Annotated in this window: 17 protein-coding genes; 9 read left to right on the top strand and 8 right to left on the bottom strand. The window is 66.5% G+C overall.

The features are described from left to right. Window positions 1-5: 5 nt before the first annotated feature. From DKG75_RS20220 to DKG75_RS20195, 6 genes are all read right to left on the bottom strand, one after another. Window positions 6-1,118, bottom strand: a complete 1,113-nt coding sequence (locus DKG75_RS20220; RefSeq protein ID WP_109923005.1) for a VOC family protein — start codon at window positions 1,116-1,118, stop codon at window positions 6-8. Continuing rightward, window positions 1,115-3,016 (bottom strand): acyl-CoA synthetase, encoded by a 1,902-nt coding sequence (locus tag DKG75_RS20215; protein ID WP_109923004.1) that lies wholly within the window; start codon window positions 3,014-3,016, stop codon window positions 1,115-1,117. Before DKG75_RS20215 ends, DKG75_RS20220 begins: the two co-directional genes overlap by 4 nt. Then, window positions 3,013-3,648: a TetR/AcrR family transcriptional regulator gene (locus DKG75_RS20210; RefSeq protein ID WP_109923003.1), complete on the bottom strand. Its 636-nt coding sequence runs from the start codon at window positions 3,646-3,648 to the stop codon at window positions 3,013-3,015. Before DKG75_RS20210 ends, DKG75_RS20215 begins: the two co-directional genes overlap by 4 nt. Window positions 3,649-4,103: 455 nt before the next feature. After that, entirely contained in the window at window positions 4,104-5,102 is a 999-nt protein-coding gene (locus tag DKG75_RS22810; protein ID WP_133637045.1) for a site-specific integrase, read from the bottom strand. Window positions 5,103-5,324: 222 nt separating this feature from the next. Then, on the bottom strand, window positions 5,325-5,795 hold the full coding sequence (locus DKG75_RS20200) for a nuclear transport factor 2 family protein (protein WP_109923001.1): 471 nt from the start codon (window positions 5,793-5,795) through the stop codon (window positions 5,325-5,327). After that, window positions 5,792-6,424 carry a pyridoxamine 5'-phosphate oxidase family protein gene (locus tag DKG75_RS20195; RefSeq protein ID WP_109923000.1) on the bottom strand — a complete coding sequence of 211 codons (633 nt, stop codon included), beginning with the start codon at window positions 6,422-6,424 and terminating at the stop codon, window positions 5,792-5,794. Before DKG75_RS20195 ends, DKG75_RS20200 begins: the two co-directional genes overlap by 4 nt. A gap of 98 nt (window positions 6,425-6,522) precedes the next feature. On the opposite strand from DKG75_RS20195, the gene DKG75_RS20190 reads away from it, so the two are divergent. Next, on the top strand, window positions 6,523-7,437 hold the full coding sequence (locus DKG75_RS20190; protein WP_109922999.1) for a LysR family transcriptional regulator: 915 nt from the start codon (window positions 6,523-6,525) through the stop codon (window positions 7,435-7,437). A gap of 120 nt (window positions 7,438-7,557) precedes the next feature. Here the strand turns inward: DKG75_RS20190 and DKG75_RS20185 are convergent, their stop codons facing one another. Continuing rightward, window positions 7,558-9,444 (bottom strand): sigma 54-interacting transcriptional regulator, encoded by a 1,887-nt coding sequence (locus DKG75_RS20185; protein WP_109922998.1) that lies wholly within the window; start codon window positions 9,442-9,444, stop codon window positions 7,558-7,560. A gap of 170 nt (window positions 9,445-9,614) precedes the next feature. Between DKG75_RS20185 and DKG75_RS20180 the strand changes: the two genes are divergently transcribed. Genes DKG75_RS20180 through cynS form a run of 4 tightly spaced genes read left to right on the top strand, consistent with a single transcriptional unit; the run spans window position 9,615 to window position 13,248 of the window. Further along, on the top strand, window positions 9,615-10,988 hold the full coding sequence (locus tag DKG75_RS20180; protein WP_109922997.1) for a CmpA/NrtA family ABC transporter substrate-binding protein: 1,374 nt from the start codon (window positions 9,615-9,617) through the stop codon (window positions 10,986-10,988). A 1-nt stretch (window position 10,989) separates the two neighbouring features. Next, entirely contained in the window at window positions 10,990-11,829 is an 840-nt protein-coding gene (gene ntrB / locus DKG75_RS20175; RefSeq protein ID WP_109922996.1) for a nitrate ABC transporter permease, read from the top strand. A 5-nt stretch (window positions 11,830-11,834) separates the two neighbouring features. Continuing rightward, complete coding sequence (locus DKG75_RS20170) at window positions 11,835-12,734, top strand: ABC transporter ATP-binding protein (RefSeq protein WP_109922995.1); 900 nt, start codon at window positions 11,835-11,837, stop codon at window positions 12,732-12,734. Between the two features lie 34 nt (window positions 12,735-12,768). After that, complete coding sequence (gene cynS / locus DKG75_RS20165) at window positions 12,769-13,248, top strand: cyanase (protein ID WP_109922994.1); 480 nt, start codon at window positions 12,769-12,771, stop codon at window positions 13,246-13,248. Between the two features lie 117 nt (window positions 13,249-13,365). Here cynS and DKG75_RS20160 read toward each other — a convergent pair whose 3' ends face one another. Beyond that, window positions 13,366-13,977, bottom strand: coding sequence for a TetR/AcrR family transcriptional regulator (locus DKG75_RS20160; RefSeq protein WP_166646567.1), 612 nt, complete (start codon window positions 13,975-13,977; stop codon window positions 13,366-13,368). Between the two features lie 211 nt (window positions 13,978-14,188). On the opposite strand from DKG75_RS20160, the gene DKG75_RS20155 reads away from it, so the two are divergent. The 4 genes from DKG75_RS20155 to DKG75_RS20140 are packed head-to-tail and all read left to right on the top strand — an operon-like array spanning window position 14,189 to window position 19,614. Next, on the top strand, window positions 14,189-15,259 hold the full coding sequence (locus DKG75_RS20155; protein WP_109922992.1) for an HlyD family secretion protein: 1,071 nt from the start codon (window positions 14,189-14,191) through the stop codon (window positions 15,257-15,259). Further along, window positions 15,256-18,024, top strand: a complete 2,769-nt coding sequence (gene rbbA / locus DKG75_RS20150; RefSeq protein WP_109922991.1) for a ribosome-associated ATPase/putative transporter RbbA — start codon at window positions 15,256-15,258, stop codon at window positions 18,022-18,024. Before DKG75_RS20155 ends, rbbA begins: the two co-directional genes overlap by 4 nt. A gap of 4 nt (window positions 18,025-18,028) precedes the next feature. Next, window positions 18,029-19,141 (top strand): ABC transporter permease, encoded by a 1,113-nt coding sequence (locus DKG75_RS20145; protein WP_109922990.1) that lies wholly within the window; start codon window positions 18,029-18,031, stop codon window positions 19,139-19,141. Then, window positions 19,057-19,614 carry a DUF1329 domain-containing protein gene (locus DKG75_RS20140; protein ID WP_342352183.1) on the top strand — a complete coding sequence of 186 codons (558 nt, stop codon included), beginning with the start codon at window positions 19,057-19,059 and terminating at the stop codon, window positions 19,612-19,614. The genes DKG75_RS20145 and DKG75_RS20140 overlap by 85 nt, the downstream gene beginning before the upstream one ends. The last annotated feature ends 173 nt before the right edge of the window (window positions 19,615-19,787 follow it).

Here is a 19,787-nt window from a genome sequence, read left to right as displayed (position 1 = left end):
TCTCCTCAGCGCGCCTTGGGCTTGCGAATGGTCTTGCCGGCCCAGGGCCGGGGCGGAATGTCGAAGGCTTTCTTGAGCGCGGCGAGCCGCCGCAGGCTGAAATCGGCGCGGTGGCGCAATCCCTTGACGATGGACCCGATCAGTTCCAGCGACGGGCGGCCGTCGATGAAATGCCGGGGCATTTCGGGCCCCCACTGGTAGATGCTTTCCTTGCCCGTGACATGGAAACGGGTGGGATATAGGGTATCGAAGACGTCGCCGTCGGCATAATGCTCGACCGCGAAACCGGCCGGATCGAAGTGGTAGTTGAAGACCTGGGAGCCCAGGATGTGACGCCCGACGCCCCAATTCTGCACCCAGCCCCGGCGCAACAGATATTCGCCGCCGAGCGCCACCGCATCGAGGTCCAGCACCTCGAAGGCGGCATGGTCGTAGTGATCGCGCGGGCCGGAGGCGATCACGATCGAATGATGATCCGCCGGCTCCGCCCCCCGGTCGCAGCGCAGGAAGGCGAGGACCGGCTCGTGACTTTCCGGCAGGATCTCGACGTCGCTGGCGATCAGGCCGAAATTCTCGACATACCAATTGGCATTGCGGGCGAATTCCTGGCGCTGCATCACCACATGGCCGAGGCGGAAGACCTCGGCCGGTTCGGGGATCGCGGGCTGGGGGGCATTGACCCGGTTCTTCTGCCCCGGATAGTTCCATACCCTCGGCTGGCGATGGGGCAGCGGCGGCAAGGCGGCGAGGCCATGAACCACCTCGACCCGGAAGCCGGAAGGATCGGTCAACGAAAGGATGCGGCCGCCGCCGGGCTCGGCGCTCGTCCGCACGTCCTCATCGTGGGCCCGGGCGAGACGGTCGAGGTCGCCATCCCCGGCGGCGCGAAGACCGAGGGCGAGGAAGCTGTCGTGGGGCGCCCGTTCGACGATGACGATATGCGCCTGCGGCAGCACGCCCCGGAAATAGACGGCATCCGCGCCGCGGGCGGCGACTGTGAGACCGAAATCCGCGAAATAGCGGGTTGCCGTGTCGAGGTCGCGCCGGCCGAAGCGGAGATAGGCGACATCGGCGATTCTGACGACCGGCTCGGCCGCGCGGGTGATGAGTCGGGTCATCGGGTGAACTCCGTCGCGAAGGCATAGCGGCCGAGGATGGCCTTCAGGGCATCGCCACCCTCGCCGGCGTCGATCCGGGCGAGCAGGCCGCGCTTCGTGTCCTGCACCACGTCGAGCGCCGCGAGGGTGACGCCGGCCGTGGCGGCTTCCCGGCGGATCACATCCTCGATCTCGCGGATGGCCAACGCGGGCTTGAAGATCTTGCCGACGCCCGTGGTCGGCAGGCTGGCGATAGGGCGCACGGCCTTCGGCCAGGCCGCCCGCTCGGGAATGGTTTCGGTCGCGAAGGCGAGCAATTCGTCGTCCCGGACCGCGGCCCCCGGCTTCAACTGGACATAGGCCACCGGAACTTCGCCGGCATGGGGGTCCGGCCGGCCGATCGCGGCGGCGAGCGCCACCGCGGGGTGGCCGTGCAGCGCCTCCTCGATCACCTTGGGGTCGATGTTGTGACCGCCCCGGATGATCAATTCCTTCCGGCGGCCGGTCAGCCAGAAATAGCCATCCGCGTCTTGGCGGGCGAGATCGCCGGTATTGAGCCAGCGCCGGCCCTGATGGTCGATCCAGATGCCGTCGTTATGGGCGGGCTCCAGATAGCCGGCGAAGACATTGGGCCCCGCGATCGCCAGCACCCCGACCTCGTCGACGGCGGCATCGCGAAGATATCGGCCCGCCTCGTCCAGCACGACCGCCTTCATGTCCTGGTAGGGATAGCGGATGCCGATCGAGCCGACCCGTGCCGCCGCCCCCGGCGGGTTGCAGGCGGAGGCGCAGGCCCCCTCGGTCAGGCCGTAACCTTCCAGGATGCGGACGCCGGTGCGGCGCTGGAAGTCGCGGAACAGTTCGGCCGGCATGGGCGCAGCACCGCAGAGCGCCAGGTCGAGGCTGGAAAGGTCGTGGCCGTCGAGCGGGACCTGCAACAGGGCGGAATAGACCGTGGGCACGCCCGAGAAGGCGTTGAGCCGGTAATGCTCGACCAGGGTCCAGAACTGTTTCAGCACGCCCTCGCCGCGATAGCCCTGCGGCGTGCCCATCACCACATGGGCCCCGCGCGACCAGGGGGCAAGGCCGGTGACCAATTGGCCGTTCACATGGAAGAGCGGCAGGCCGCAGAAGATCGACTTGCCGGGGGCGAAGCCGCCCTCGACGAAACGGGTCATCGCCCAGGCATCGAAACTTTCGGAGAAATGCGTGCGGCGCGCGATCTTGGGTAGGCCGGTCGTGCCCCCGGTGCAGAAATAAGAAGAAATGTCGCCGCCCGACGGCGGCGCGAAGTTCAACCCGCCGCCCGCTTCCCGCGCCATGGTCCGGCGGAAGTCAAGGACGGGGACAGTTGCCTTCGGCGGGCGCAGGCGGGCGAGGGTGCGCAGGGCAAGGCCGGCGCCCCCCTTCACATAGGGCCCCATACCGACGCTGAGAATGCCATCCAGCGTGGGGACCGAAGCCGCGGCGGCGACAACCTTCTGCCAGAGATCCACCCCCGGCGTCGGTGCCAGGGTGACCAGCCATTTCGCCCGCCCGGCCCGCAGCAGTTCGGCGATCTGCGCCGCTTCCAGCAGGGGGTTGATGGCGAAGACGATGCCCGCCGCCTCGCCGCCCCAGATGGTCAGATGGGTTTCGGGCAGGTTGGGCAGGACGAAGGCAACCACATCCTGCCGGCCGATGCCCAGGCGGCGGAACATGTTGGCGGTACGGTGAATATCGCGGATCAGGTCGCGATGACGCCAGACGGCCGGCCTCCCGAAATCCTTCGCCGCCGCGAAGAACGACAGGGCGGGAGCATCGGGGGCCAGCGCGGCGCCGGCCACCAGCATATCGTAAGGGGTGGCGGGAATACGGCGATCCGCGAGTGGCACCCGCTCGATCGCCAGGATGTCGGCCGGTCCGCTGACCATGGTCATCGCCTCTCTCCCCGGGCAGGCCATTCCGGCAGCGGCGGCAGTTCGGCGGCGGCGATGCGCCGGGCTTCCGCTTCGTCGATGCCGATGGCGCGGAGCATCAGTTCGGCGGCATCGCTGCCGGCCTCGCGCCAGGTCTTATGGCCTTCGAGCACCAGAAACATGCCGGCAAGGCCGTTGCTGGCGACCATGGCCAGGACCGAGGGCACCTGTTCCGGCCGGAAGCGGTAGCGGCCCTCGCTCAAGCCGTCGCCGAGGTCGCGCAGCGGATGCCCTTCCCACATCTGCCGCAGCGCTGCGGTGGTCATGGCGAAGCGGACGATGAAACGCCCCCAATGGGGTTCGTCATGGGCGCGGCGGATGAACAGACGCAGGCCGTTGGCGAGACGGTGTGCCGGATCGGCGATGCCCTCGAAGCTGAGGTTTACCCGCTCGTGCATTTCCTCGCCGAGGCGGACGGCGACGCTCTCGAACAGGGCGGAGGGGTCGGGGAGGTTGTTGTAGACCGTCCCCCGGGCGAGCCCGGCGGCATCCGCCAGTTCGCGTATGGTCACCTGCATCCCGCCCCGTTCGGAAAACAGGCGAAGGGCGGCATCATGGATGCGGGCTTCTGTGGCGGACAGGGAGTCGAGCATTCGATCTCTGAAGAGTATTATTGAACATATATGTTCAATAATGATCTTTTCAGATCTGAGTCAAGGGGCGATGTTCACTCACCGCTGCCGCTCGGCGGCACGCCTACAGATGGGGTAATCACTGAACATGCCGGACAACAGGTGCGAGGCGGCCCGGCCGGCTCACACGCCGGGCGCCCTGGACAAACACCGTTCTCCGATGGCCTGGCCGGGCTTGAACAATGTTGAACACCTCATTCCCCGGCCGTGAATCGGGGCTACAGTCGCATGAGCAATGCTGGCGCGGGTGAGTGGTACGGTCGGAATTGTTTCTGGTGGATTGTGAGGTGCGAGGCCGCGTCCCGTGGGGCGGGCCAGCGCCAAGGTTGGCCGAGATCGCTGAGAGGGGCAAAAAAAACTCACAGCCTGTCGGCCACCGTCTTCAACGGTGCGTCTTGGTATTGAAATTCAAGGGATCAAATCTGTGGCGTTGATACCGAGAGGCTTGGCCAAGTCCAGTGAGGCCGCGGGCGTACCGGCTTTGTCGTTTCGATCGCAACCGGCGGAAAGATCCCGCCGGATCTGCTGCCGAGCCTTGCCGCCCCATATCGTGTGCTGATCTTGGCGTCGGCGTGCCCCAGCGCCCTTGCGGCCTCCAGGCAACCAAGTGCTCTCTTTACGATCGAAGCGAATGAATGGCGAAAGACATAGGGGCTGAATTTCGCATTGGGGAAACGTGCGATCGCCGAACGGCGGACGGCGGCACGGAGAGCCTCGGCAGAAACGCGGAATTCGCCCTGGACATTGGTGAGTTCCGAAGCAAGAGGCTCGGAAGGATCTATGCGAAAAGCCCGATGGTTGCCTGCGCGGTCTTTCGCGGTCTTGATCGTGATGCTTATGAAGCCGTTTGGTTGGTGGTCGATATGAACACCCCGCTCCAGTTCGCAGGGCCGAGCACCTGTAATGGCAAGCAGCGTGGCACCGATCCGGTTGGCGGGTTGGCGGATGCCTTCTACAATATTGTACTGCCAGTGTTCGCCTTTCGGCATTTGACGCAGCACTTGGCATTTCGATCGGCGGCGGGCTCGCTGGTCGAGAGGCAGGATCTCTGATAGAGGGCGATTGCTCCAGAGCCAAAGCTGGCGAAGTCTGCCGAGGAGCGTATATGCCGACGAACGGCCATTGCGGATCAGGGTGCCATGCGGACAAAGCCGGGCTTTCACCTCCAGCATAGCAAGCGCAAAGGCGATCCGGATTGAATGACGCCGCCGAATGAGGGTGTTGATAGACCGGGATCCTTTTTGAGGATCCTCCACCGTTGCCATAAGGCGCCGCATCTCCCGATGCGCATGTTGTCTGGTCGTGCTGTTTGCCTGGGACTGCCGGCAGATCTCATATGACTCGAGCGTGTATGCGGTTACTTCTTTAAGAAGAGCGTACAGCGGGTCCTCAAGCGAACGAGATTCGAGGGGCATGATTACACTCCCTCGCTCTTGCGGTGGCCTTTGGGGCCCATATCAGGCTGGGGCATTATTCGAGTTCTGCAAAGGTGGTTGCCAGCCCCCGCAACCAATATCAGCCCGCACAAGCAACAGCTTGGCGGGCTTTTTGTTGTCATTCCCGATCATGGCGCAGGGGCCGCGGAAGCAACAGGGAAGCGTGGCGTCAAGGGCAGAAGCAGCCCGCCGCGGAGACGGTCAAAGGCCGAGATCAGCGAGGCCCGGGTGATCGTCCGGCCGCCGGCCTTGGGGCCAATGGAATAGTCGGTCACCCGCGGCGATCGGCAGATCGTTGATCGAGGCGATCCGCAGGCGCATCAGGCCGTGGGCGTCGAATTCCCAGTTCTCGTTGCCGTAGGAGCGGAACCAGCTGCCGCTGTCGTCGTGCCATTCATAGGCGAAGCGCACCGCGATCCGGTTGTCCCGGAAGGCCCAGAGTTCCTTGATCAGCCGGTACTCCAACTCGCGCCGCCACTTGCGGGTCAGGAATTCGGCGATCGCGGCCCGTCCCTCGACGAATTCGGCGCGGTTCCGCCAGCGGCTGTCGGGCGTATAGGCCAGCGCCACCCGTTCGGGGTCGCGGCTGTTCCAGCCGTCCTCCGCCAGGCGGACCTTCTGGGCGGCGGTTTCCAGGGTGAAGGGCGGCAGGGGCGGGCGGTCAAGGCTCATCGTCTGTCTTCCTCGGCAGTAAGGCGGGCGCGCAGGCCGGCATTCTCTTCCTCGAGCCGGGCGATGCGCTCATGCAGGGCGCGGGCTGCCGCCGCCACCTCCTCTTCCGTGAAGCGGGGCGTGATGTGCTGCGGGCAGTTCCAGTCGAAACTCTGCAGGTGCAGGCGGAACAGGCGCTCGGGATGGGCGCGGTAGCCGGGCACGGCAAGCTGCTCGGCCAGGACGGGATCGGTATCGAGGGCCAGGACTTCGATCCGCGCATAGATCTTCAGGCGGGTGCGGCGGGGATAATCCATCAGGAACAGGCAGGCCCGGTCGTTGGCCGCCAGATTGCCGACGCTGATGAACTGGTGATTGCCCCGGTAGTCGGCGAAGCCGAGCGTCCGCTCGTCCAGCAGCTTCAGGAAGCCGCGCGGCCCGCCCCGATGCTGGAGATAGGGCCAGCCGGTTTCGGAGACCGTCGCCAGATAGAAACTGTCGCGCTCGGCGATGAAGGCCGCCTCGTTGCCGGTGAAGCGGTCGAAGGCGCGATCGCCGGCGAAATGCTCCCAGAACTCGTCGACCCCGGCTGCGGCCTGCACGGCACGGACACTGGGCGTCACCGCGATATCGAGAAAACCATAGGACATGGGACCTCTCCCCTGACGGGAAGGAAGCATGACATTGCTCGGATGTTCGGATAATATCGGGGAATTGAGGCTCATATTCTCGAAATTCGAGTAAATAAATGGATCGTTTCGAGGCCATGGCCATGTTTCTGGCCGCGGTCGACCGGGGCAGCCTTTCCGCTGCCGCCCGGGCGCTGGGGGTGCCGGTGCCGACCTTGAGCCGCAAGGTCGCCGATCTCGAGGGTCGCCTCGGCACGACCTTGCTGATCCGCACCACCAGGAAATTGAGCCTGACCGATGCCGGCATCGCCTATGCCGCTGCTGCCCGCCGCATTCTCGAACAGGTGGAGGAGGCCGAACGCTCGGCGGCCGGCGAGTTTCAGGTGCCCAGGGGCGAGCTTGTGGTCACGGCGCCCCTGCTGTTCGGCCGGCTGCATGTCCTGCCGGTGGTGACCGATTTCCTGGCGCAGTTTCCCGAGATTAATATCCGGCTGGTGCTGGGGGACAGCAATGTCGATCTGATCGAAGGCCAGATCGACATGGCGGTGCGGATCGGCAGCCTGCCCGATAGCGGGCTGATCGCCACCCGGGTGGGCGCCATGCGCGTGGTCACCTGTGCCAGCCCGGCGCTGATCGGGGCCCAGGGCCTGCCCGCAACCCCCGCGGATCTCGCCCGCCTGCCCTGTGTCGCCGCCGCGACACCCCAGGCGGCCCTGCTGTGGCGTTTCCGCGATCCCGCGCGCGGGGGGACGGTGGAGGTGCCGGTGCGGCCGCGCCTCGTCACCACGGCGGAGGCGGCGGCGGATGCGGTGGTTGCCGGGGTCGGCTTTGCCCGCCTGCTGCATTATCAGGTGGTGCGGGCGGTCAGGGCCGGGGGGCTGTGCCTCGTGCTCGAAGCCTATGAGCGGGAGGCGCCGCCGGTCCACCTGGTTCATGCGGCGCAGGGGCAGATGCCGCTGAAGATGCGCCGCTTTCTCGATTTCGCGGCACCGCGTCTGCGCCGGGTGCTGGGGGAGATCGCGGGGGGCCCCTGAAGCGCGGCCCCGCCTTAGCGCATCTTCAGGCGAAGTGGAAACCGGGTCGCCGTCCGAAGATGCGTAAAATCAAAGCGATAGAGCATGTTTGGAATGACGGTCATTCCGAACGTGCTCTAGTCAATCCGTGCCGTCGCGCTCGATGCCCAGGGCCTTGAGGCGCGACGCCAGGGTGGTCGGGCGCAGCCCCAGGCGCTCGGCGGCTCCGCCGGCGCCCGACACGCGCCCGTCGGCGGCCCGGAGTGCCGCCGCGATGTTGCGGCGCTCGAACTGGCGGAACTCGGCATCGGTCATGATCGTGCCCGGCGGCATCGGCGGCACCGTTTCCGCGCCGCACCGGGCCGCCGGGGCGGGGGCTTCGGGAATATCGATGACCAGCCGGCCGTTCTGCGCCAGGATGACCGCGCGCTCGATCACATTCTGCAATTCGCGGACATTGCCCGGCCAGTCGTGGTTGACGAGCTTGCGCAGGTCCGCCTCGGCCAGCGCTGGCCGGGGCCGGCTGGCCTTGCTCTCCAGGGCCAGGAAGTGCTGGGCGATCAGCGGGATATCCTCCCGCCGGTCGCGCAGCGGGGCCGATTGGATGGGAAAGACGTTGAGGCGGAAGAACAGGTCCTCGCGGAATTCGCGGCGTTGCACCGCCTGTTTCAGGTCGCGGTTGGTGGCGGCGATCACGCGGACGTTCACTTTGCGCGTGGCTTCGTCGCCGATCCGCTCGAACTGCCCCTCCTGCAGCACGCGGAGCAGCTTGCTCTGCAATTCGCCGGGGATTTCGCCGACCTCGTCGAGGAACAGCGTGCCGCCGTCCGCCAGTTCGAACCGGCCGACCCGGTCGCGCAGGGCACCGGTGAAGGCCCCCTTCACATGGCCGAAGAATTCGCTCTCGAACAATTCGCGCGGGATGGCGGCGCAATTGACGCGGATCAGCGGGCGATCCCGCCGGTTGCTCGCCTCGTGGATGGCGCGGGCGATCAACTCCTTGCCCGTGCCCGACTCGCCCGTGATCAGCACGGTGGCATCGGTCGGCGCGACGAGCTGGATCTGGCGCAGGATGGCCTGGATCGCCGGCGACGCGCCGACGATGCCCGAGGCGTTCAACTCGATGCGGATTTCTTCCTGGAGATAGGCATTTTCCAGTTCCAGCCGCTCGCGCAGGCGGTCGACCTCCGCCAGGGCGGCGCGCAATCTCTCGTCCGCCTCGCGCCGCTGCGAGACGTCGCGAAAGACGATCACGGCGCCGACGACGACATTGCGGTCGCGGATCGGCGTCGAGGTATATTCCACCCAGACCGGCGTGCCGTCCTTGCGCCAGAAGACCTCGTCTTCCACCTTGTGCACCGCGCCGTCGCGAAAGGCGGCATAGATCGGGCATTCCTCGTGCGGGTAGTGGCTGCCGTCGTGGCGCGTGTGGTGCACGATGCCGTGAATGTCGCGCCCCGCCAGTTCCTGCGCGCTCCAGCCCAGCATGCGTTCCGCCGCCGGGTTGACGAAGGTGGTCTTGCCCTCGGCATTGACGCCGTAGATGCCCTCGCCGGCGGCGCGCAGGATCAGGCGGTTTTCCCGCTCGATGTCGCGGAAGACGCGCTCGACATGCTGCCATTCGGTGATGCCCCGGCCCATGTAGTCGTCCGCCGCCGCGTCGATGGAGCGCTTCTGCCGTTCCGCGAGGTCGCTGACGGCGACCAGCAGCAGGGCGCGCCCCCCGCCGACCGGCAGGACCGAGCCGACATATTCGACCCCGATCTCGCGGCCGGCGGCATGGCGGGGCTTCAGCGCCGTCGTCCACCATTGGCCATGGGCCATCACCGCCTGGGTGAAGACGATCAGGGTGGGCAATTGCCCCTTGTGCAGGTCCGAGACCTTGAGGCCGACCAGGGCGCCATGGTCGTAACCGAGCAGGCGGCAGGCGGCGATATTGGCCTCGACGATCCGGTCTTCGGCCGGATCGAAGATCAATTCGGCTTGCGGCGAGTGGCGGAAATAGCGTTCGGCCCGATCATCCGGCATTGCGAAATCTCGTAAACGGGGTGACGAATATTCGTAAGTCACGAGATCCCGTGAGTCAACGCCGGGCCGTCTTTTCCTGGATTTCCATTGATTTTCAATGCCCTGGAAAAATATTCGAGATTGGCACGCCCCTTGCCATTCAACGAGCAGGCAAGACGCAAGGGGATACCATGTTCAAGAATCCATTCGACGACCGTACCACCCTGCAAGGGACCGGCTGCGCCTGCGGCCGCCATGCCAGCCAGGGCGAGCATGACCGCCAGTTCCGCGCGGCGCAGGTCTCCGCCGGCACCGAGACGCAGTATGAGACGGCGGTCGCGGGTGCCGTGATGCGGGCGATCTTCCCGCAGGATGCGACGCGCCGCGCCTTCCTGCGGGCCGTCGGGGTGCCGGCGGCGCTGGCCGCCGTTTCCCAGGTCTTCCCGCTGGGGCTGGCGACCGAGGTTTTCGCCGAAGGCGGCGCGATCGAGAAACCGGACCTCAAGATCGGCTTCATCCCGATCACCTGCGCCACCCCCATCATCATGGCGGCACCCATGGGCTTCTATGCCCGGCACGGGCTGAACGTCGAGGTGATCAAGACCGCCGGCTGGGCGGTGATCCGCGACAAGACCCTGAACAAGGAATATGACGCCGCCCACATGCTGTCGCCCATGCCGCTGGCGATCACCATGGGCATCGGCTCGACGCCGCAGCGCTATGCCATGCCGGCGGTCGAGAATATCAACGGCCAGGCGATCACCCTTGCCCTGAAGCACAAGGACCGCCGCGACCCCAAGGACTGGAAGGGGTTCAAGTTCGCCGTGCCCTTCGACTATTCGATGCATAATTACCTGCTGCGTTACTATCTGGCCGAGCACGGCCTCGATCCCGATACCGACGTGCAGATCCGCGCCGTGCCGCCGCCCGAAATGGTCGCCAACCTGCGCGCCGAGAACCTGGACGGTTTCCTCGGCCCGGATCCGATGAACCAGCGCGCGGTCTATGACGGGGTGGGTTTCATCCACATCCTGACCAAGGAGATCTGGGAGGGGCATCCCTGCTGCGCCTTCGCGGCCTCCAGGGATTTCATCGAGACCCTGCCCAATACCTATGCGGCGCTGCTGAAGTCGATCATCGATGCCACGGCCTTCGCCTCCAAGGCGGAGAACCGCAAGGATATCGCCGCCGCCATCGCCCCGGCCAATTACCTGAACCAGCCGGAAATCGTGCTGGAACAGATCCTGACCGGCACTTTCGCCGATGGTCTCGGCAATATCGTGCGCCAGCCGAACCGCGTCGATTTCGATCCCTTCCCCTGGCAGTCCTTCGCGGTCTGGATCCTGACCCAGATGAAGCGCTGGGGGCAGGTGAAGGGCGAGATCGATTACAATGCCATCGCCCGGGAAGTCTTCCTCGCGACCGATACGGCAAAGCTCATGGCCGAAGCCGGCCTGACCCCGCCGAAGGAGGTGACCAAGACCTTCGTCGTCATGGGCAAGACCTTCGATCCGGCCGCGCCCGAAGCCTATCTCGACAGTTTCCCGATCAAGCGGGCGAACTGACATGGGCGCCTCCCTCAACCTCCGGGCGGCGGCCCTTTCGGTCGCCCTGCTTCTCGTCTTCCTCGGCCTCTGGCACTTGGCGGTCCAGGGCGGCGGCACCGGTGCCGCCGTCGATCCCGACTATGCCCGGCTGATGGGCATCCAGGTCACGCAAGGGGCCTCGGCCATGCCGGGGCCGGCGGAAGTCGGCAGCCGGCTCTGGCAGCACCTGAGCGATCCCTTCTACGACAACGGCCCGAACGACAAGGGCCTCGGCATCCAGCTCGCCTATTCGATCGGGCGGGTCATGCTCGGTTACCTGCTGGCGGTCGCGGTCGCGATCCCGCTCGGCTTTCTCATCGGCATGTCGCCCCTCGTCTCGCGCGCGATCGATCCCTTCATCCAGGTGCTGAAGCCGATTTCGCCCCTGGCCTGGATGCCCCTGGCGCTCTACACGATCAAGGATTCCGGCATATCGGCGATCTTCGTCATCTTCATCTGCGCGCTCTGGCCGATGCTGGTGAACACCGCCTTCGGCGTCGCCTCGGTCCGGCGGGAATGGATCAATGTCGCCCGCACCCTCGAGGTCGGCGTGCTGCGCCGCGCCTTCACCGTGATCCTGCCGGCGGCGGCCCCGACCATCCTGACCGGCATGCGCATCTCGATCGGCATCGCCTGGCTGGTGATCGTCGCCGCCGAAATGCTCGTCGGCGGTACCGGCATCGGTTACTTCGTCTGGAACGAGTGGAACAATCTTTCCATCACCAACGTCATCATCGCCATCCTCGTCATCGGCCTGATCGGCATGCTGTTCGACCAGCTGCTCGCCCGGCTGACGCGCATGGTTACTTTCCCGGAGTGACGCCGATGACCCGTTTCATTTCGATCGAAGGCATCGCCCGCCGCTATCCCGGCAAGGGCGCCAGCTCGGACACGACGATTTTCGAGGATCTGTGGCTCTCGCTCGACCGGGGCGAATTCGGCTGCGTCATCGGCCATTCGGGCTGCGGCAAGACCACGGTGCTCAACATCCTCGCCGGGCTCGACGCGCCGAGCGAGGGCACGGTGATCGTCGACGGCAAGGCGATCGCCGGCACCAGCCTCGACCGCGCCGTGATCTTCCAGAGCCATGCCCTGCTGCCCTGGCGCAGCGTGCTCGGCAATGTCGCCTATGCCGTCGCCTCCAGGTGGCCCGCGTGGCCGGCGGCGCGGGTGAAGGATCACGCGCGGAAATTCATCGCCCTGGTCGGCCTGGCCGGGGCGGAGCACAAGCGCCCCTCGGAACTGTCCGGCGGCATGAAGCAGCGCGTGGGCATCGCCCGGGCCCTTTCCATCGAGCCGAAGATCCTGCTGATGGACGAGCCCTTTTCCGCCCTCGACGCTCTGACCCGCGGCACCTTGCAGGACGAGGTGCGGCGCATCTGTATCGAGACCGGCCAGACCTCCTTCATGATCACCCATGACGTCGACGAGGCGATCTTCCTCGCCGACAAGATCTTCCTGATGACCAACGGCCCCGGCGCCGTCCTGGCCGAGGTCATCCGCAACCCGCTGCCCAAGGGACGGGCCCGTGCCGACCTGCACCGGCACCCCGACTACTACCCGGTGCGGAACCATATCGTCGATTTCCTGGTCACCCGCAGCCGGACCTTCCGGGCCGCCACCCCCGGCCACAACCCGCGCCAGGTGCCCGTGATCGCCCCGGGCGCCGAGCGCGGCGAAGACCCTGCGCCAGCCCATCGCCTTGCCGCCGTCGCCGGCCTCTGACCCTCACCCGCCCAGCATCGAACGGAGATCAAGAATGAAGCGCGAAGACCTGACGGAGAAACTGCTCGACACCAAGCGCGAGAACGGCTGGTCGTGGAAATACATCTGCGAACAGATCGGCGGCTATTCCGAGGTGCTGATCGTCGGCGCCATCCTCGGCCAGATGAAGCTGACCCGGCCCCAGGCGGAAGCCGCCGGCAAGCTGTTCGCCCTGAGCGGGGCCGAAATCACCATGCTGAACGAAACGCCCATGCGCGGCATGGCCATGCCGCCGACCGATCCCCTGATCTATCGCTTCTACGAGTTGGTGATGGTGAACGGCCCGGCCTGGAAAGCCCTGATCGAGGAGGAATACGGCGACGGCATCATGTCGGCGATCGATTTCGACATGACCATGGAACGCCTGCCCAACCCGCGCGGCGACCGGGTGAAGATCGTCATGTCGGGCAAGTTCCTGCCCTACAAATATTACGGCGCCAGCGGCAACGTGCCGGAATACGGCTACAAGGAATAGCCGAACGCAAGGCGGGACGGCGGTTCCCGCGTGGCGCAGCCGGCAGGGGGGCTATCGGCCCCGCTGCCGCAAGCCCGGGGCTGTTCGGTGGCAGCCGCACAACCGGAACCGGGGCAATCAATCGGCCGCGGCGGGGTCCGCGGGCGCCTTCAGTGCGGCGAGCGCCCTGATGGCGTCGCGGATCATCGCTTCTGCGGCGGCATCGTCGATCCCGGTCGCGGCGGGCAGGCGCAGCAGGTTGCGCAGCAGGCCGAGGCCGATCAGCAGCGAGCCGATCATGGTGGCCTGGAAGGCGCCCGGGTGGCCGAAGCCGTGGCGGATGGGATCGAGGAAGTTTCTTTCCATCCGTTCCCCGACCAGGCCGCCAGCCTTCTGGCTGGCAAGCGAATGGACGAAGATCAGGAAGGGATCGACCTCGGCCGCCAGCGGGACGGAAGGCTGTTCGAAGATCAGCCGGGCCAGGGTCTCGGTCAGCATTTCGGGGCCGAGACCGGCAAGATTCACGGTCTCGTCGGCCGCGTCCAGCACTTCGCGGAACAAGCCTTCCTTCGAGCCGAAGCAGCGGTGGACATAGGCGACATCGACGCCGACATCGCCCGCAATATCCCGAAGGCTGGCCTCGTCGAAAGACGCGGCCGCGAAATGACGAAGCGCGGCCTGGAGGATGCGCTGGCGGGTTTCGCCCTCGCCGCGCACGATCGCTTTCCGCGCCGCCTGTTCTTTGCCCATGTCCTGTCCGGTGTTCTTGTTCGCGGGGCCGGTCCGACTGCGGACCGGCCCAATGGAGAGCATGAAGTCGGTAAGTCAACAAGTGTTGACATTGATGGCCCGGTGATTTTTCCTAGGGCCGAAGGGCGTTGCCGCCCGGAAGGTTTCGAGCGCCTGGCCGGTCCGGCGACCGCTTGTGCGCACCAGGGGATATGCATCCCGGGGGACGAGTATGAAGTTGCGGGGCGGGAAGGGACTGGTCGCGGGTCTTGCGGTTGTCGCCGGCATCGTCGGTTACCTGGTGTGGCAGAAGGCGGCGGACAGCGGCATGCCGCCCGGCATCGCCAGCGGCAACGGGCGCCTCGAGGCGGTCGAGATCGATATCGCGGCCAAGACCGGCGGCCGGCTGAAGGATGTCCTGGTGCGGGAGGGCGATTTCGTCACCGCCGGACAGGTTATCGCCCAGATGGATGTCGCCCAGCTCGCCGCCCGCAAGCGCGAGGCCGGGGCGCAGTTGCGCCGCGCGGAGATCGCCATCGGCACGGCCGGCAGCCTGGTGAGCCAGCGCGAGGCCGAGAAGGACGCCGCCCAGGCGGTGGTCGAACAGCGCGAGGCGGAACTGGAGGCGGCGGCAAGCAAGCTGGCCCGGTCCGAACAGCTTCTGCGCAACAGCACGGTTTCCCGGCAGACGGTGGACGACGACCGCGCCGCGGCGCGCAGCGCCGCCGCCGCCCTCAGCGCGGCCAAGGCCTCCCTCGCCGCCGCCGATGCGGCCATCGGCGCCGCCAAGGCCCAGGTCGTCGACGCCGAGGCGGCGGTCGAGGCGGCCCGGGCGGCCATCGAAAGCCTGGATGCCGATATCGCCGACGGCACGCTGCGCGCCCCCAGGGACGGCCGCATCCAGTATCTGGTGGCCCAGCCGGGGGAAGTGCTGGCCGGCGGCGGCCGGGTCGTCAACATGGTCGATGTGTCGGACGTCTATATGACCTTCTTCCTGCCGACGCAGCAGGCCGGACGGGTGGCCCTGGGGGCCGACGTCCGCCTGGTGATCGACGCCGCGCCCGACGTCGTCATCCCGGCCAGCGTTTCCTTCGTGGCCGATGTCGCCCAGTTCACCCCGAAGACGGTGGAGACGGAGGAGGAGCGGCTGAAGCTGATGTTCCGGGTGCGTGCGCGGATCGCCCCTGAACTGCTCGCCCGTTATCTCCGCCAGGTGAAGACCGGGCTGCCGGGCATGGCCCATGTCCGCCTGGACCCGGAGACCGCCTGGCCCCCCGCGCTCGACACGAACCTGGTGCAATGACCGGGGCGGCCGCCGTCCGCTTCGAAGGGCTGCGTCTTGCCTATGGCCGGACGGTGGCGCTCGACGGCCTGTCGCTGGATATTCCGGCGGGCCGGATGGTGGGGCTGATCGGGCCGGACGGCGTCGGCAAATCCAGCCTGCTGTCCCTGATCGCCGGCGCCCGCGCCTTGCAGGAGGGAAGCCTCACGGTCCTCGGCGGGGATATGCGCGATGCCGGCCATCGCCGGCGCCTGTGCCCGCGTGTCGCCTATATGCCGCAGGGCCTGGGGCGCAACCTCTATCACACGCTGTCGGTCTTCGAGAATGTGGACTTCTTCGCCCGGCTGTTCGGCCAGGGGCGGGCAGAGCGCGCGGCGCGCATCGACGTGCTGCTCGAAAGCACCGGCCTTGCCCCGTTCCGCGACCGGCCGGCGGGCAAGCTCTCGGGCGGCATGAAACAGAAGCTGGGCCTGTGCTGCGCCCTGATCCACGATCCCGACCTCCTGATCCTGGACGAGCCGACCACCGGGGTCGATCCCCTGTCGCGCCGGCAATTCTGGGAATTGATCGACCGCATCCGCGCCGACCGGCCGGGCATGAGCGTGCTCGTCTCCACGGCCTATATGGAGGAAGCGTCGCGTTACGACTGGCTGGTGGCCATGAACGCCGGCCGCATCCTGGCGACCGGCACGCCCGGCGACCTGCTGCGCCAGACCGCGACGGACAATCTCGACGCCGCCTTCATCCGCCTGCTGCCGGCGGCGGAGCGCGGCAGCCCCGAGCCGCTGTCGATCCCGCCCCGGCCCCTGGACCCGGCGGGCGGCAAGGCCATCGAGGCCAGCAACCTGACCATGCGTTTCGGCGATTTCACTGCCGTCGACAATGTCAGCTTCGCCATTCCCCGGGGCGAGATATTCGGCTTTCTCGGCTCCAACGGCTGCGGCAAGACCACCACGATGAAGATGCTCACCGGCCTTCTGCCCGCGACATCGGGAACGGCGAGGCTTTTCGGCGAGGCGATCGATCCGGACGATATGGCCGTCCGCCGCCGTGTCGGCTATATGAGCCAGGCATTCTCGCTTTATGGCGAATTGAGCGTCCGCCAGAATCTCGCCCTCCACGCCCGCCTGTTCAAGCTGGACCCGGCCGCGATCCCGGCCCGGATCGCGGAAATGGCCGCCCGTTTCGATCTCGGCGGGGTGATGGACAGCCTGCCGGAGGCGCTGCCCCTCGGCATCCGCCAGCGGCTGTCGCTGGCCGTCGCCATGATCCATGCCCCGGACATCCTGATCCTGGACGAGCCGACCTCGGGCGTCGATCCGGTGGCACGGGACGGGTTCTGGCGCATCCTGGCCGACCTGTCGCGCCGGGACGGCGTGACCATCTTCGTTTCGACCCACTTCATGAACGAGGCCGCCCTTTGCGACCGCATCTCGCTGATGCATGGCGGCCGGGTTCTGGTCAGCGCCGCGCCGGCGGCGATCATGGCCGGGAAGGGGGTTTCCACCCTGGAGGAAGCCTTCATCGCCCATCTGGAAGACGCGATCGGTGCCTCGACCCACCGGCCTGCCCCCCCGCAGGCCGGCAGTCGGCCTGTTTCCCCCCAGGCCGACGGGACGGGTGGGGCCGTGCACCCCCCTATAGGCACGGCCTCATCCGTCCGCTCTTTCTTCGATCCGCGCCGGATGGCGAGCTATGCCCGGCGCGAAACGCTGGAGCTTTGGCGCGATCCGATCCGGGCGACCATCGCCGTCCTCGGCAGCCTGATCCTGATGGTGGTCATGGGCTTCGGCGTGAACATGGATGTGGAGGACCTGACCTTCGCCGTGCTCGACCGCGACGATTCGACCATCAGCCGCGCCTATGTGCTCGAAATCGCCGGTTCCCGCTATTTCGTGGAGAAGCCGCCGATCGCCGACGAGGCGGACATGGACCGGCGGATGCGCGCCGGCGAATTGCATCTGGCGATCGAGATCCCGCCGGGGTTCGGGCGTGACGTGCTGCGGGGCAGGCCGGTCGCCGTCGGCGGCTGGATCGACGGGGCCAATCCCCAGCGGGCCGAGACCGTGAGCGGTTACGTCCAGGGCATGCATGCGGCCTGGCTGTCGTCCCGGGCGGCGGGCGGGAAGGGGGCCGGCCCCGGTTTCGGGCTGGAGATCCGCTATCGTTACAACCCGGATGTGAAAAGCCTCGTCGCCATGGTGCCGGCGGTGATCCCGGTCCTGCTGATGCTGATCCCGGCCATGCTGGCGACCTTGAGCGTCGTCCGGGAAAAGGAACTGGGGTCGATCACCAATCTCTATGTAACCCCGGTGACCAGGCTGGAGTTTCTGGTCGGCAAGCAGGCGCCCTATGTCGCCCTGGCCATGGTCAATTTCCTGTTGCTGACGGCGCTGGCGGTTTTCGTTTTCAAGGTGCCCTTCACCGGCGGCTTCACGGTCTTTGCCCTGGCGGCCCTGCTCTATCTCGGCGCGGCGACGGCGATCGGCCTCGTCATTTCGTCCTTCATGAAAAGCCAGGTGGCGGCGGTCTTCGCCACCTCCCTGCTCACCATCCTGCCGGCGGTGCAATATTCCGGGCTGGTCGATCCGGTGTCTTCGCTCGAAGGGGCGGGGGCGGTGATCGCCGAACTCTATCCGACGACCTATTTCATGATCGTTTCCCGCGGGGTGTTTTCGAAGGCCCTGGGCTTCGGCGACCTGGCGGGCAGCCTGCTGCCGCTGGCGCTGTCCGTCCCGGTCCTGCTCGGCATCGGCGCCCTTCTCCTGAAGAAGCAGGAAAGCTGACGGGATGCTGTCGTCCAACATCCTGCAACTCGGGATCAAGGAATTGCGGGGGTTGCTGCGCGACCCGGTGATGATGGTCCTGATCGTCTTCTCCTTCACCCTGTCGGTCTATACCGCCGCGACCTCGGCGCCGGAAACCTTGAACCGGGCGACCATCGCCATCGTGGACGAGGATCGCTCCCCTCTTTCCGGGCGGATCTCGGCCTCCTTCTATCCGCCTTACTTCGTCGCGCCGCGCATGATCTCGATCGCCGAAATGGACCGGCGGATGGACAGCGGGCTCGATACTTTCGCGCTGGATATTCCGCCCGGCTTTCAGCGCGACGTGCTGGCGGGCAAGGCGCCCGTCATCCAGTTGAATGTCGATGCCACGCGCATGTCCCAGGCGTTCAGCGGCGGCGGCTATGTGCAGAGCATCGTGGCCGGCGAAATCGAGGAATTCCTCGGCCGCAGCCGGACGGCGGCGGCCCCGCCGGTGGCGCTCAACCTGCGCGCCCGCTTCAATCCGGAACTGAACAAAGGCTGGTTCAGTGCGGTGATGAGCATCATCAACAGCATCACCATGCTGGCCATTGTCCTGTCCGGCGCGGCCCTGATCCGCGAGCGCGAGCATGGCACCATCGAACACCTGCTGGTCATGCCGGTCACCCCGCTGGAAATCATGATTGCCAAGATCTGGTCCATGGGGCTTGTCGTGCTGCTGGCCTCGACCTTTTCGCTGGTCGTCGTCGCGGAGGGCCTGTTGCGGATCCCGCTCCAGGGGTCGCTGCTGCTTTTCGTCGCCGGCATGGTGCTGCTGCTGTTCTCGACCACCGCCCTCGGGATATTCCTGGCCACGGTGGCGGGCTCGATGCCGCAGTTCGGCCTGCTGCTGATGATGGTGCTGCTGCCGTTGCAGATGTTGTCCGGGGGGCAGACCCCGCGCGAGAACATGCCGGAACTGGTGCAGCACGTCATGCTGGCGGCACCCAATACCCATTTCGTCATCCTGGCCCAGTCGATCCTGTTCCGGGGGGCGGGGATCGATGTCGTCTGGCCGCAGTTGCTCATGCTGCTGCTGATCGGGGGCCTGCTGTTTGCCTATTCCTTGCGGCGCTTCCGGGGGTTCCTGCGCTGATCCTGCCGGCTGAAACGCCCGACGAGGCGGAGAAGGCCATCGGCTATAATGCCTTCGATTACATGTCGGACAAGGTGGCCTACAAGCAGCTTCTGGTGCCGACCCACCTCAATCCGGAACTCGGCCGCTACGAACTGCACCGCACCTTGGGGGGGCGAGGCCAAGCTGAAGGAAGGCCCCCGCCACCTCTAGCCCGCCGCACCTTCTATATCGACGAGGACAGCTGGAATATCGCCACCGCCGATCTCTATGACGGCCGCGGCGAACTGTGGCGGATCCAGGATGCGCCGATCGTCAATTATTACGACATTCCCCTCTGCTTGTCCGCGCTGGAGGCGACCTACGACCTGCAGTCCGGCCGCTATGTCGTCTTCGGCCTGAAGAACGAGGAAAAGATGCTGAACTGGAATGTTCAGGACGTCGATCCCTCGAAGTTCACGCCCGATGCCATCCGGCGCATGGGAACGAACTGATTACCTGTCGAGAAGTCCGATAAAGACAGCAAAGCCGCGAACCGTCTGCATGGACAGACGGCGCGGCGGGGCGGGGCGGGGGAGGAGGCATGAACGTGATGAAGGGGAGCACGGGGCTCGCGGCGGTTCCGGTCGCGCTTGGCGGCGCCTGCTGGCGACCACGGCGGTCTGTG

It is taken from the genome of Zavarzinia compransoris (assembly GCF_003173055.1).
Lineage (GTDB): Bacteria > Pseudomonadota > Alphaproteobacteria > Zavarziniales > Zavarziniaceae > Zavarzinia > Zavarzinia compransoris.
The sequence above is the reverse complement of the archived record's forward strand: the minus strand, read 5'-3'. Positions and strand labels throughout refer to the sequence as shown.